We start from the raw sequence: 14594 nt of genomic DNA on the forward strand, positions 1-14594 counted from the left end.
CAGCGCTACTTTTCACAACGATGGATTTGGGCCATTCGGCAAACTAAAGACGCGTCCTACTGGACTTGCACGATCCAATCGGAGCAGCTTTGACCATGGCGATGATTTATCCGGTTATCATGTGCGGTGGGGCCGGCACGCGGCTCTGGCCCGCTTCTCGGCCCTCGCGGCCCAAACAGTTCATTCCGCTGGCCGGCAATCGGTCCCTGTTCCAAGATGCGATTGAGCGCGCCCTTCCGCTCATGGAGCTGGGCGGCGAACTGATCGTCGTGGGGGGAGAACAACATCGCCTGGAAATCCTGGCTCAACTTGACGAGGTCGGCGCTACGGCCACCATCTTCCTGGAGCCCGAGGGCCGCGATTCCGCCGCCGCAATGGCTGTCGCAGCCCAGTGGACCGCCCAACAGCACCCGCAAGCCGTCAATCTCTTCGTCGCCTCCGACCACCACATTCCCGACCATGGCGCATTTCACGCAGCAGTGCGGGAAGCCGCCATAGCTGCAGACAGGGGTCGAATCGTCACCCTGGGGGTCGTGCCCACAGAACCGTCCTCCGCCTACGGCTACATCGCACCGTCTGGCCCCAGCCTCTCGGACGTAGCGGCCTTTGTCGAAAAGCCGGACGCCGTCACGGCGGAACGCCACATCCACAACGGCTATCTGTGGAACAGCGGCAACTTCATCGTGCGCGCAGATGTGCTGATCGAGGAACTGTCCCAACAGGCGCCCGCAGTCATGACAGCCGCCAGGGACGCCCTTGAGCATGCGGAATTCAACGGGCGATACCGATTGCTTGGGCCGCAGTTCTCCAACGCTCCGAAGATTTCGATCGACTATGCAGTGATGGAAAAGACAACCCGTGCGTCGGTCCTGCCCGTGCGGTTTTCCTGGTCCGACCTCGGGGCTTGGGACGCCGTACAAGCCTCTGGCGAAGGCAGCGTCGGGCTGCATCTTCTGGAAGACTCCGAGGGGTGCCTGGTGCGGTCATCCGACGGCGTCATGGTCGCAGTTATCGGTCTGCGGGACGTGGGCGTCATCGTGGAACGCGATGCCGTGCTGGTCACAGACCTGAGGCGCAGCCAGGACGTCAGGAAAGTCGTCGAGCGGCTAGGGAAACTGTCACCGACGCATCTCGATTTTCCGACGCCCGCTCCGGAGTCGCTGAAAAGCGGCGCTGAGCGGCTGGCGACATGGTTGCGTCAGTCCGCGCTTCCCGTTTGGTGCACGTTGGGACAGGGGACGTCCGGAGCCTTCGAAACACTTCTGAGCACGAGCGGGCGTCGCATTGCGACATCGCACCTTCTTCAAGTTCAGGCGGCCCAGCTAGAAGCCTACGCCCAAGCCGGTCGCCAGGACTGGCCTGGGCCATGGCGGGCAGTGATCGAAAAAGGTCTGCCGTACCTGCCATTGGACGGCGATCAACCTGAACAAGGCGATCATAGCTGCTTGCCTGTCGCCTTGGCCGCTATTTTCGCAGCGACAGGCGCCTCCTCGGTGGAGCGCGACGCCACAACCCTTCGCGACCGTCTTTTAGGGGACGAGAACGAACCACCCGACCAAGCGAAGTCTCTCATCCTGCTGGAAGGCGCGCTTGCTTGGGCAGGCATAAGCGCCGACCCAGGCTGGCGCCGGGCTGCAGACCAGATCGTCAGCCTGATGCAAGACACATCAGACATCGATCATCCGGCGTCGCCTGGCGACCTATTCTATCGGGCCTGGCTGCTGGCCCGCTACAGCCGATTGACATCCGACACCGCCGCACTCGTGAACGCCCGCAAGTTCTTCAAGGCTGGGCTTCAAGGCATCGACTTGAAACGCGGAGTCGCCGTGGAGGCCGTGAGCGACCAAGGCCTCCTTCAGAGTGGTCGCGCCCGGCTCTGGTCGCAGACGCAATGGCTCAAGGCGTCACTGACCCTCGCGTCTATGGCCGACGACGGCCCATGCGCGGCCTCGCTGGAACAGGCAGGGTCCGCGCTGCGCGCCGTATGGCTTTTCCTTACACCTCAAGGCCTCTGGCGCGACGCCATGCTCGAAAACGGCGACTTCATTGATGAACCATCACCGGCGCTGTCGCTCCGTTCGATCATGACGGCTCATATCCAGCTTCGGGAAACGCTGGGGGCCTTGGCCCACGATGGGGACAATAGCCTTCAACTGTCCTGAGCCGCACCCACAACCCGACTCGACGATGATAATCGCTGTCTCGCCTTCGTCATTCGAACCGTCTAGAAGTTCCGCCCTTACTCAACGGCTCAGGGTCCGCCCGCCTCAATGCGCATCGTTCTGGCCACCGACGCCTGGGAACCTCAGGTCAATGGCGTCGTCCGCACCCTGACCCGCACGGTCGCGGAATGCCGTGGCATGGGCCATGAGGTCGAGGTCATCGAGCCCTGCCTATTCAAGACCATTCCCTGCCCCACCTACCCGGAAATCCGGCTGGCGCTCGGGGCGGAAGAAGAGATCCGCGAGATGCTGCGGGCCTTCGAGCCTGAGGCCGTGCATATCGCCACCGAGGGTCCGATCGGCATCGCCACGCGTCGCATCTGCGTGGAATGGAAGCTGCCGTTCACGACCAGCTACCACACCAAGTTCCCCGAATATGTCTCGGCCCGTTTCCCGATACCGGTCCAGGTTGGCTACGCCTATATGAAGTGGTTCCACAAGCCGTCGGGCCGGCTGATGGTGGCGACCCCGACCCTGCGCGACGAACTGGTCGAACACGGGTTCAAGAACGTTTCACCCTGGTCGCGAGGCGTCGACACGGACGTTTTCAACCCCGAGCTGGAACGGATTTACGACGAGCTTGGGGGCAAGGACTGGCCCCGGCCCTTCTTCCTTAATGTGGGCCGTGTAGCGGTCGAGAAGAACATCGAATCCTTCCTTCAGCTCGATCTGCCCGGCACCAAGATCGTCGTCGGCGATGGACCCGCCCGTGCGGAGCTTCAGGAGAAATATCCCGAGGCCAAGTTCCTCGGCGCCCGGTTCGGCGACGAGCTGGCGCGCTGCTTCCGCGACGCCGATGTGTTCGTCTTCCCCAGCTGGACCGACACCTTCGGCCTGGTGATCCTGGAAGCCATGGCCGCCGGCACGCCGGTCGCCGCCTATCCGGCCCACGGCCCCATCGACATCATTCCCGGCTCGAAGGCCGGGGCGATCGACAAGGACCTCAGGACCGCCTGTCTGAAATGCCTCGAACTCGACCGCAAGGTCGTGCGCGCCTATGCGGAAAAGTTCAGCTGGCGCGCCTCAGCCGATCAGTTCGTCGAGAACCTGCAGCCCTATCCCGAGCCGGAGCGCGGCCGCTTCTGGCGCCGCCTGCGCCGCATCGCCCGTATCCGCAAGCGCGCCGCAGCCTGATCGGCCGGCATCCAGACCAACACAACCAAGGACTAACCATGCTTAAGCCCCGTCAGGACCTGAAGCCCAACACGGCCGCATATGAGACTCAGGCCTTGGTCAAGCCGACCGGGTTCCGCGAATACGACGCGCGGTGGATCCTGGAAAAAGAGATAAATCTTCTCGGCATCCAGGCCCTGGGCCTGGGCCTGGCGACCTACATCCATGAGATCGGCGTGCCGCCGAAGATCGTCACCGGCCATGACTTCCGCGGCTACAGCCTCAGCGTCAAACAGGCCCTGACCCTGGGCCTGCTGGAAGGCGGAATGGAGGTTCTGGACGTGGGTCTGGCTCTGTCACCCATGGCCTATTTCGGCCAGTTCGAACTGGACGCGCCGTGCGTCGCAATGGTCACGGCCAGTCACAACGAGAACGGCTGGACCGGCGTGAAGATGGGGGCCAACAAGCCCCTGACCTTCGGCCCCGACGAGATGAGCCGACTGAAAGAGATCGTGCTGAACGGCGAGGGCGTGGCCCGCCCGGGCGGCAAGCTGGTCCGGGTCGAGGACTTCCGCGAGACCTATGTCGCCGACGTCGCCTCCAAGGTTCAGATCAAGCGGCCGTTGAAGGTCGTCTGCGCCTGCGGCAACGGCACGGCCGGCGCCTTCGCCCCCGATGCGCTTCGCCGCATGGGGGTCGAGGTGATCGAGATGGACACGGATCTCGACTACACCTTCCCCAAATACAATCCGAACCCGGAAGATCACGCCATGCTGGTTCAGATGGCTCAGCGGGTGCGCGAGACGGGCGCCGACCTGGCCCTGGGCTTCGACGGCGACGGTGATCGCTGCGGCGTGGTGGACGACACGGGCCAGGAAATCTTCGCCGACAAGATCGGCCTGATGCTGGCCCGCGACCTGTCCAAGGTCTATCCTGACAGCACCTTCGTGGTCGATGTGAAGTCGACCGGCCTCTACAAGACCGACGAGATCCTCAAGGCCAACGGCGCCGAGGTCGTCTACTGGAAGACGGGCCACTCCTACATCAAGCGCAAGACTGCCGAACTGGGCGCCCTGGCCGGGTTCGAGAAGTCGGGCCATTTCTTCATGGCCGGCGACCTGGGTCATGGCTACGATGACGGCTTGGTCGCGGCCGGAGCGGTCCTGGCCATGCTGGACCGCAATCCGGGCAAGAAGCTGAGCGAGCTGAAGTCTGCCCTGCCGGACGCCTGGACCAGCCTGACCATGTCGCCCCACTGTGACGACGAACTGAAATACGGCGTGCTGGAGCGGATCGTGAAGGAATATTCCGATCTGGCCGAGGCCGGCGGCGAAATCCTGGGCCGCAAGATCCTTGAGGCCATCACCGTCAACGGCGTGCGGGTGCATCTGGAAGACGGATCGTGGGTTCTGGTCCGCGCCTCGTCGAACAAGCCGGAACTAGTGGTCGTGGTCGAAAGCATGCGGTCGGAAGACGACATGCGAGATCTCTTCCGCAAGGAGATCAAACCCCGCCTCGCCGCCTATCCCGAAATCGGCGCCTTCAACCAGGAAATCTGAAAGATCACAGAGGGCTGAACCAATCGGCCCCGTGACCGCTTCCTCCCTCGGCTGCTGCCAGGAGGAAAGATTGCCGCGATACTTTTTCCATACCCAAAATGGCGACTGCATTCGCGACGACCAGGGCGAGGAGCTGAAAAGCGTCGACGCCGCCAGAGAGGAGGCCGTCGCCGTTCTGGGCGAAATCCTGCGTTATCGTGGGGCTTCCTTCTGGACGACCCGCGCCTTCAGCGTCATCGTCACGGATGCGGACGGCCAGACGGTCGTCAGCGTCACCGCAGCCGCTTCCGATGATGCGCCTGACGGGTGGAGCCTGGTGGACAGCGCCCAATGAGCAGACTTCAAGCCACGCCCAAGATCACGACCCTGGTCGAGAAACTATCCCTGCGCGACCGCATCTCTCCCGAAGAGATCGAGGCTCTGCAGAAGGCGCTGGAGCCGCCCAAGACGGTCGCCGCCGGTTCGGACATCGTGCGGGAACATAGCCGACCGCTGCACAGCACGCTTCTGATATCCGGCTTTTCCGCCCGCTATTCCACGCTGGAAGACGGCGCGCGCCAGATCACCGAGATCAATGTGTCGGGCGACTTCATCGACCTGCACAGCCTGCTGATGAAGCAGATGGACCATGGAGTCGTCGCCCTGACGGAGTGCGTCATCGCCGAGGCGCCCCATAGCGGCCTGATCGATATCACCGAGCGCCATCCGCACCTGACGCGTCTGCTGTGGCTGGACACCATCATCGACGCCGCCGTCCACCGCCAATGGCTTGTCGCCATGGGTCGGCGCAGCGGCCTGGGTCATCTGGCCCATCTGGTATGCGAGCTCTATCTGCGTCTTCAGGCCGTCGGCCAGACCGGCGACATGACGTTCGATCTGCCGCTGACGCAGGCCGTCCTGGGCGACGCTTTGGGCCTGTCGACAGTCCATGTCAGTCGCCTGATCTCGGAGCTGCGCGGCGAAGGCGTTATCAACTGGTCGAACGGTCAGATCGACATCCTCGACTGGCGCCGCCTGGCCGAGATCGCCGAGTTCGATCCGACCTATCTCAGACTTCAAAGCGACCCCGTTTGACCGCTTAACGCATGTTATCGCGTAAAACGCCGTTTGGCGGTCTAGACGATGCATGTCCACGTCGAACCTCGCGCGATCCCTGCTTTCCCTGCTAGCGGTGCAGGGATTGGATGAAGGCGACGCCTTCGACGCCGCGCCGGGCGAGCGCACCAGTCTGACGCTCGATGGCGAACCGCTGGTGACCTTCATTCTCGACGGCGTCGCCGCACGTATCGGACCCGATGAGACATTGTCGCGCGGCCTGGCCTCAAGCGACGATCTGATCAACTTCGACGCGGTGCTGGGGCGGGGCGAAAAGGAAGTCGCCCTGTGGCTGACGGCGGGACGGTTCCTGACAGTGCCGGCGCGACGGCTGGTCCAGCGCATCGATCGCGACACCCTGGTTGAAGCGACCCTGACCGACCTTCGTCAACGCAACGCCGCCCTTCAGGCCGAACTGGGGCGTCACGCCGACCTCAAGGTGACCCAACGCTTAGCCGCCCTCATCCTTGACGTTCACGACCAGGGCGGCGGCGATACAGTGTCATTGCGCCAGAGCGACCTGGCGGACCTGATGGCGGTGCGGCGCGCCAGCGTCTCGACCGCCTGCACCGAACTGTGCGCGGCCGGCGCGCTGCGCCTACGCCGCGGCGCGATCCAGATCGCCGATATGGAAGCCCTGCGCGAGACGGCGGTTGCGCCTCACTCCACCGTGACGGACTTGGCCAGGTTGCGAGGCTGATCGACGTCGGTGCCCTTCTGGACGGCGGTGTAATAGGCCAGCAGCTGGACCGGCACCGCATAGACCAAGGGCGCGATCAGGGGGTGACAGTCAGGCGCATGGATGCGGCGAATGCCGGCGCCGTGCGGATCGGGGGCCTTTTCCGGCGCGATCATGATGACCGGCCCGCCGCGCGCGGCGACTTCCTGCAGGTTCGACGCGGTCTTCTCGAACACCTCGTCCAGAGGGGCCAGGGCGATGGTCGGCGTCTCTTCGTCGATCAGGGCGATGGGGCCGTGCTTCAGTTCGCCGGCGGCATAGCCCTCGGCGTGGATATAGCTGATCTCCTTCAGTTTCAGCGCGCCCTCCATGGCCAGTGGGAACATGGCGCCCCGGCCCAGGAACAGGACGTCGTCGGCCTTGGCCAGATCCTGGACGACGGCGCGGATGCTGTCGCCCATCGTCAGGGCCTCGGCGATCAGGCGCGGGCTTTCGAACAGGGCCTTGACCAGTTCAGCCTCCTGAGACGCTTCAATCCGGCCCCGCGCCACGCCCGCCGCGACGGCCAGCGCCAGCAGGGCGGCGACCTGGGCGGTGAAGGCCTTGGTCGAGGCGACGCCGATTTCCGGCCCGGCATGGGTGGGCCACAGCACGGCCGCTTCGCGCGCCATCGACGACGAATGGACGTTGACGACCGCGGCGGTGTTCAACCCTTGCGCCTTGCACCAGGTCAGGCTGGCCAGGGTGTCGGCGGTCTCGCCCGACTGGCTGACGGCGACCGCCAGGGTCTTTTGCGACACCGCCGGCGAGCGGTAGCGGAACTCGGAGGCGATCTCGACGTCGCAGGGCAGGCCCGCCAGCTTCTCGAACGCATAACGGCCGATCTGACCGGCGTAGAAGGCGGTGCCGCAGGCCACGATCTGGATGCGGTCGATGGCGGCGAAATCTACCGTGTTCGTCTTGGCCGTGCCGGTCACCAGATCGAGATATTCCGACAGGGTGTGCTGGACGCTGTCGGGTTGTTCATGGATCTCCTTTTCCATGAAGTGACGATACTCGCCCTTCTCGACCATGGCCGAGGACGCCGAGACCTGAACGATGGCGCGTTCGACCGGCTTGCCCGCCACGTCGAACATCTGGGCGCCGGCCTTGGTCACGGCGACGTAATCGCCCTCTTCCAGATAGGAAATCTTCTGGGTGAACGGGCCGACGGCGAGCGCGTCGGAACCCAGATACATCTCGTCCTCGCCCCAGCCGACGACCAACGGGCTGCCGCGCCGTGCGCCCAGGATCAGATCGTCCGTCCCGTCGATCAGCACCGCCAGGGCATAGGCGCCGGTCAGGCGGTCCAGCGTGACCTTGAACGCCTCAAGCGGCGGCCGCCCGGTGTTCAGTTCGGCGTCCAGCAGGTGGGCGATGACCTCGGTGTCGGTCTGGCTTTCGAAGACGTGGCCCTCGGCGGCCAGTTCGGCCTTCAGCTCGGCGAAATTCTCGATGATGCCGTTGTGGACCAGGGTGACGCGGCCGGCCTTGTGCGGGTGGGCGTTGGCCGTCGTGGGCGCGCCGTGCGTGGCCCAGCGGGTGTGGCCGATGCCGACCGTCGCCGTCATTGGCTGCTCGGCCAGAACGGCCTCCAGATTGCGGATCTTGCCCTTAGCGCGGCGGCGCTCGACCGAGCCGTCCACGACGGCGGCGACGCCGGCGGAATCATAGCCGCGGTACTCCAGCCGTTTCAGGCTGTCGATCAGCCGGGGAACGACAGGTCCGTTGCCGGTGACGCCGATGATGCCGCACATAAGCGAAGGCTCCGAGAGGTCAGGGAAAGGGGCGCCGCTTTGCACTGGCGGCGATCCGAGGCTAAGCCACACATCAAGCCCCACCGGCCGTCTATGCAATCTTAAGGCGGGCCGCATCAAAAAAGGGGTTTCGGAACGTTACCCGAAACAAAGGACCAGGCCTTGGGCGACAGAAAATACTTCGGCACCGATGGAATCCGCGGGCGCGCCAACACCTATCCGATGACGGCCGAGGTCGCCCTGCGCGTGGGTCTGGCCGCCGGAAAGCTGTTCCGCACTGACGACGACCGCCGCCATCTGGTGGTGATCGGCAAGGACACCCGCCTGTCCGGCTATACGATCGAGCCGGCCCTAGTCGCCGGCTTCGCCTCGGTGGGCATGGACGTGCGCACCTTCGGCCCCGTGCCGACGCCGGGCGTGGCCATGCTGACCCGGTCGATGCGCGCCGACCTGGGAGTCATGATCTCGGCCTCGCACAATGACTACGCCGACAACGGGATCAAGCTGTTCGGGCCGGACGGCTACAAGCTGTCGGACGAGATCGAGCTGAAGATCGAGGCCATGATGGACCAAGGCCTGGACCAGGGTCTGGCGCCGTCGAACAAGCTGGGTCGGGTCAAGCGGATCGACGACGCCCAGGCCCGCTATATCGAGATCGCCAAACAGGCCTTCCCTAAGCGGCTGACGCTGCAAGGGCTGCGCATCGCGGTCGATTGCGCCAATGGCGCCGGCTACAAGGTCGCGCCCACCACCCTGTTCGAACTTGGCGCCGAGGTCTTCCCCGTCGGCGTGACGCCGAACGGAACCAATATCAACGCCGAGTGCGGCTCGACCCATCCGGCGACCCTGGTCGATGCGGTCAAACGCTACCGCGCCGACATCGGCATCGCCCTGGACGGGGACGCCGACCGGCTGATCATCTGCGACGAGAAGGGCCAGGTCGTGGACGGGGACCAAATCATGGCCCTGGTCGGACTGGACTGGGCGAAACGCGGCCTGCTGACCGGCGGCGGCGTGGTGGCCACCGTCATGTCCAACCTGGGGCTGGAGCGCCGGCTGACGGCCGAGGGCCTGACGCTGGAGCGGACCAAGGTCGGCGACCGCTACGTGATGGAGCGGATGCGCGAGGGCGGCTTCAACATCGGCGGCGAACAGTCGGGCCACATCATCCTGCACGACCACGCCACCACCGGCGATGGCCTGATGGCGGCGCTGCAGGTGCTGGCGGTGCTGGTCGAATCCGGCAAGCCGATGAGCGAACTGGCCCGCCAGTTCGATCCAGTCCCGCAAAAGCTGGAGAACGTCCGCTTCACCGCCGAAAAGCCGCTGGAAACCGACACGGTCAAGGCCGCCATCGCCGACGCCGAGGCGGCGCTGAACGGTCAGGGCCGCCTGCTGGTGCGGCCGTCAGGCACGGAAAAACTGATCCGCGTCATGGCCGAGGGCGACGACGAGGCTTTGGTGAAGCGCGTGGTGTCTGAAGTTGCAGCGGCTGTGAAAACAGCAGGGTGAGACCCACAACACAATGTACGAACCTATGCGGCGTGTGCGTGCAACTTCGCGGTTCACAGCGTCTGAGTTTACGGTAGACTCTTCCTATGCGGTCCGATCTGGAACATCTGCCGGAGCGTCATCAACGTGAACTTCGACGCGTTCGCGACATCTTGCTTGCCGGATTTGAAGCAGCCAGGACAAGCGGCGGCGGCGCCAACTCTGGTTGGCGACGCGGCGGCCAGATTCTCAAGATCATCCTCTTCGGATCGTACGCACGGACGGACTGGGTCGACGAGCCGGAGAATGGCTATCTCTCTGACTTCGACCTTCTGATCGTGGTCAACCACGAGAAGCTGACCAACATCGCCGACTACTGGTGGAACTCCGAGGACCAGATCCTACGCGACCCGGCCATCGGCCGCACCGTCAATCTGATAATCCATGATCATCAGGACGTGAACGCCGCCTTGCGGCGTGGTGAGTACTTCTGGACCGACATCGTCCGCGACGGCATCGCCCTTTACGAAATCCCCGGCCATCCCTTCCCGACGCCGCAGCCGATGACAGCCCAGGCCGCTGCCGAAATGGCAGATCGCCATTTTGAAGCTAAGGCGGCAGACCTCAGGCGGTGGATCGATACGGCTGAATACCAAACTGGAAGGGCTGCCACGGACGAAGGCTTCCGCAAGCTAGCCGCCTTCAGCCTGCATCAGGCGGTGGAGACCGCCTACGCCTGCTTCCTTCTCGTCCACACCTTCTATTTTCCGCGCTCGCACAACATCAAGTTCCTCCGCTCGCTAGCCGAGGACGTAAACACCAGCCTGGTCGAGACCTGGCCGCGTGAAAGCCGCTTTGATCGCCGCCGATTCGAACTGTTGAAACGTGCCTATGTCGAAGCGCGCTATAGCGACCAATATGATGGCTCGTCCGAAGACCTGGAGTGGCTCATGGCGCGGGCTCGGTGTCTGCGCGATCGGGTCACCGAACTCAGCAAAGCGCGCATCGAGGAACTTAAGGTGAAAGCAGGGAGCGCCGGATAGGTCGTCAACCTTGGAACACGCAGATGCAAATGCAGCAGCCGAGTACGAAGATCGTCTTCTGAACCGAAAGGAAGCGTCGCGTGAACTCGCGGCCTTGGGCATTCAACTCGCTCCGTCTACGCTAGCGAAAATGCTGTGTCTGGGGTTGGACGGCCCGCCCTACGTCCACCTTCGAAGACGGCCCTACTATCCGAGACATCAGCTTCGAGAATGGGCCTGGTTGCAGGTCAGTGAGCCTCGGCGTTCATCGCGTGAGCCTCGCATCCCGCAGAAGGCCAGGGGATAGGGATTCAGCGCGGCGCTGATTATTTGCCCTTCGAAGCGGCCACATCATCCAGGCAAGATTGGGCTGCAGAAGCCTGCGGATCGCCTGTGACAAAGCCTGCAGAACATCAGGGCCGCCGCGCGTGCCCATTTGAATGCAGCTTGGTCGGAAGGCACGGAGTGAGAATCCCAAGTTCTCCGTTTATGGGTTTGTTCGGATAAGTTACCGTCCAGACGCCCGGGCGGCCCCCGCGTATGTCCAGGCTTCGGCTAAAGGCGGCGGCGCATGGCTCAACCATGTTCTCAACGGCCGGCGCATGATCAAGGCGCAAGCGAAAGTCGTGCGGATATCGCGCCACACTTGCCAACTGTGAGTGAATGATTCATGCTGGTGACGCGTCGCAGAGCGGCGTCGAGGCGTGAGAACCTCGGTTGAGACGAAACCCGCATTACGCGCTTGCACGTCTGTATGGGCGCGGCTGCGCCGTGGCCTTTGCGCTTGCCTCAACCGTGGCTCGACTTCCGTCAGTCCGGACGGTCGGTCTCGTTGGTCGGAGGCGAACCCTTGGCGTCTGGTGGTCGACAGTCGAAATCTATGCCGGCGCTCTCGACCGGGAGCGACGCCGAGACCCTGTTTGCTACCTACGGCGCATGGTTGCTCGGATCGTTGCGTCATCGATATGGCGCCGACCTCGCCGAAGACCTCCTGCAGGACACCTACCTCAAGATCCTGCGACAGCAGCACCCTGTCGAAATCGTCAAACCGAAGGCCTTTCTGCTTCAGGTCGCCCGAAACCTGTTCTTGAGCCGTTATCGCCGCGATCGCCGGCGAGAAGAACTGGATGCATGGCAGTCACCTCTATTCAGCCAGGCGGCTGCACAGGATACATCCCTGCTCCTTCAGGACATTGTGCTGAGCCTTCCGCAACCGCTCCGTGAGGTGTTCCTGCTCAGCCGCTTCGGCGGCATGACGAACCAGGAAATCTCTCATCACCTCGGAATCCGGCTGAAAACGGTCGAATGGCGCATGACCAAAGCTCTCGCCCAATGTGCTGCACAGTTGCGAGATTGAGGCCGCGGGTCGGAGCGTTCCGGCCGCACACTCATCCTTCGCAAGCGCGATCCGACAGCTCCAGAGTTGAACTCACGTGCCACGCCTACCAAGAACAATAGCCTAAAGCTCCAGTCCCAAGCCACGGCCACGCTCTCCGAACCGAAACTCCACCTGCCCTGCCTGCAGAACCCCGGTGAGACCCTGGCCACGACACGCCTCCAAACCCGCTCGCCAAGGCGCCAGGGTGACCACGGTGCGGCTCTCGACCGCCGCATAGGTTCGACCGCCCATGTGAACTCTATCGTTGTAGACGCCGGAGAAGGGCTGTCCTTCCTCAGCCTTGACGACCAGTTTCTCGCCCTTTCCAAGCCTCTTGAACTGGGTCTCGATCTCCATCGTCCAGAGGGCGAGCATGTCCTTGTCGGTCAGCTTGGAGCCATCGCCATCGCCATCGCCGATCCCCCACCCCTTTCGAATCTCAGCCCGTTCTTGTCCCAACCTTCTGGCTTCATCCGCCATGGTGCCCGCGCCGGGATCAGGTTCGAATCCGCCAGCAACCTTGTCCAGCCAGGTGACGCCGCGCGCTGAGGTCTGCAGGTTGAGAGGCCTGACGTCGAGCACTCGGACTTCGACGTCGGCGGGACCGTGTCGCGCCTGATCCGCCGCCAGCGCCCGCGAGACGTAGTCGGATGGAATGGCGAACCGGTCTTGGCGCAGAGGCTCAACCGCACCTTCGCGGCTCATCGCTTCGAGCCGTCGAAGGTGGCGATCTATGAAACCAGGCCGATCTTCGGGCCGAACGGCGAGATGATCGGCTTCAGAATAAACGCCGTTCCTCAGTCGCGCGATCTGGGCGATGGTCTGGTCCGAAGCCCTTTCCCTCCACGGCTTTCCCCGCAACTCGATAACGGCCCGCTCGGGCACGCGATCCAGGATCATGACGCGATCCAGTGACGCCAGCCGCACATGCCCCAGACGTCCATCCATGGTCTCAAGCACGAGTAACTGGGCCGCCTTCTTGTGCCATTTGAGCGGCTGAACGCCGGCGTAAGCGCCAACGACCACCTCGCCTTCCGAGAGACTCAGCGGTTCGAGGCGATTGGTCTGCCCGCCCCAGAAGCCGCCCCAGAAGCCGCCCCAGATGGCGCGCGTCGCGGCGGCTTCACGCGCCTCCTGTTCACCGAGATTCCGCAGGATATCGCGCAGATTTTCAGGGACGGCCCAAAAGCCTTGGCTATCTCGCTGAGCCCATCCGCGACGCTCAAGATGGACCAGACGGCGGAGGGCGTTGGCTCTTTCTCCGCTTTCCAGACCCTCGATATTGACCTTGCCGTCGCCCTGCCTGCGCAAAAGCGTGTCATCCATCGCCGTCAGTCGGTCCGTCGTCAGATCACGGATGGAAGTCGTCCGGTCGGACCTCGGACCCAGGATTTCGGTCGCCAGGGCCTCGCACCGGCTGCGCAGGCCTTGTGCTGCATAACCGCGGCTGAAGACAAGGTCGCGCCCGTCGTCGCGCAGACCGCGTAAAATGATGTGGAGATGGGGCCGTCCGGTGTCATAATGCGCTACGGCAAGCCATTCGAGCGGCGTGCCGGTGTCGATCTCAACCTGTTTCATCATCCGCCGTGCAAACGGCCTGACGTCCGCGAGCTCTTGTCCATCCTCCGGGTTAACGACGATCCGGTAATGACGGCGGTCATCTGCCCACCGATCGACCTCCGCCTTGGCGTCAGGCCGGTCCTCCTGCGGCCCGAAAAACGCTGCTCTCGCCCCCTCCTCGCCAGCGCCCTCCCGTCCGAAGTACCGCACACAGGCTTTCAGGGAGGCGCGCGCGTTCGGTGTCCTCATCACGACCTTGACCTTCACGAACACGCGACGCGACGGCCCGGCTCCCCGAAAGGCAGGCCGGACCCGCTTCACGATCGCCTTGGCGGCAAAGTGTCGTGTTCGCGCCCTCAAGGGCATCGACGCCGTCGCACGACCAAGCAGGCCGACGGCCCCGCGGGGATAGTGATCTCTGCGCGCCGTCATTGACGGACGAAATGGAAAATCCTCAGGATCGTGAGGCGTGGCCATGAGGCAACCTTGTCGTCAACAACCGCTTTGTTCGCGAACCGTCCACCGGTCGCCGGGAGTTTTGCGAACAAAATCGCGCCTGTCGCGCCCTGAGTTATTCCGTCGGATTGACGACGTTTGATCCCCTTTGATCCGGGTGCATCGCGATCGGTTGTGTTCGGGCCTTAAGACCTGGGCGCTCTGACGACCGCCCATCCCACGC

The 14594-nt window shown here is 63.7% G+C and carries 11 protein-coding genes; 9 read left to right on the forward strand and 2 right to left on the reverse strand.

What is annotated here, in order from left to right:
- Positions 1-95: 95 nt before the first annotated feature.
- From WC597_RS02090 to WC597_RS02115, 6 genes are all read left to right on the forward strand, one after another.
- Positions 96-2162, forward strand: coding sequence for a sugar phosphate nucleotidyltransferase (locus tag WC597_RS02090; RefSeq protein ID WP_372691538.1), 2067 nt, complete (start codon positions 96-98; stop codon positions 2160-2162).
- A 108-nt stretch (positions 2163-2270) separates the two neighbouring features.
- Positions 2271-3356 carry a glycosyltransferase family 4 protein gene (locus WC597_RS02095; protein WP_372691539.1) on the forward strand — a complete coding sequence of 362 codons (1086 nt, stop codon included), beginning with the start codon at positions 2271-2273 and terminating at the stop codon, positions 3354-3356.
- 38 nt (positions 3357-3394) lie between these two features.
- Positions 3395-4894, forward strand: a complete 1500-nt coding sequence (locus WC597_RS02100) for a phosphomannomutase/phosphoglucomutase (protein ID WP_372691540.1) — start codon at positions 3395-3397, stop codon at positions 4892-4894.
- Between the two features lie 70 nt (positions 4895-4964).
- Positions 4965-5228, forward strand: a complete 264-nt coding sequence (locus WC597_RS02105; RefSeq protein ID WP_346495564.1) for a hypothetical protein — start codon at positions 4965-4967, stop codon at positions 5226-5228.
- On the forward strand, positions 5225-5968 hold the full coding sequence (locus tag WC597_RS02110) for a Crp/Fnr family transcriptional regulator (protein WP_314123269.1): 744 nt from the start codon (positions 5225-5227) through the stop codon (positions 5966-5968). The genes WC597_RS02105 and WC597_RS02110 overlap by 4 nt, the downstream gene beginning before the upstream one ends.
- A gap of 52 nt (positions 5969-6020) precedes the next feature.
- Positions 6021-6689 carry a Crp/Fnr family transcriptional regulator gene (locus WC597_RS02115; RefSeq protein ID WP_372691542.1) on the forward strand — a complete coding sequence of 223 codons (669 nt, stop codon included), beginning with the start codon at positions 6021-6023 and terminating at the stop codon, positions 6687-6689.
- Here WC597_RS02115 and glmS read toward each other — a convergent pair.
- Positions 6650-8464, reverse strand: coding sequence for a glutamine--fructose-6-phosphate transaminase (isomerizing) (gene glmS / locus WC597_RS02120; protein WP_372691544.1), 1815 nt, complete (start codon positions 8462-8464; stop codon positions 6650-6652). The two genes, WC597_RS02115 and glmS, sit on opposite strands and share 40 nt — an antisense overlap.
- 162 nt (positions 8465-8626) lie before the next feature.
- Between glmS and glmM the strand changes: the two genes are divergently transcribed.
- From glmM to WC597_RS02135, 3 genes are all read left to right on the forward strand, one after another.
- On the forward strand, positions 8627-9976 hold the full coding sequence (gene glmM, locus WC597_RS02125; RefSeq protein WP_372691545.1) for a phosphoglucosamine mutase: 1350 nt from the start codon (positions 8627-8629) through the stop codon (positions 9974-9976).
- Between the two features lie 86 nt (positions 9977-10062).
- On the forward strand, positions 10063-10998 hold the full coding sequence (locus tag WC597_RS02130; protein ID WP_372691546.1) for a HEPN domain-containing protein: 936 nt from the start codon (positions 10063-10065) through the stop codon (positions 10996-10998).
- Between the two features lie 859 nt (positions 10999-11857).
- Complete coding sequence (locus tag WC597_RS02135) at positions 11858-12334, forward strand: RNA polymerase sigma factor (RefSeq protein WP_372691547.1); 477 nt, start codon at positions 11858-11860, stop codon at positions 12332-12334.
- Between the two features lie 102 nt (positions 12335-12436).
- Here WC597_RS02135 and WC597_RS02140 read toward each other — a convergent pair whose 3' ends face one another.
- The gene (locus WC597_RS02140; RefSeq protein WP_372691548.1) at positions 12437-14392 is read right to left on the reverse strand and encodes a DUF3363 domain-containing protein; all 1956 of its coding nucleotides are present in this window, start codon (positions 14390-14392) and stop codon (positions 12437-12439) included.
- Positions 14393-14594: the final 202 nt, after the last annotated feature.

This window comes from Brevundimonas sp. (genome assembly GCF_041648115.1).
GTDB lineage: Bacteria > Pseudomonadota > Alphaproteobacteria > Caulobacterales > Caulobacteraceae > Brevundimonas.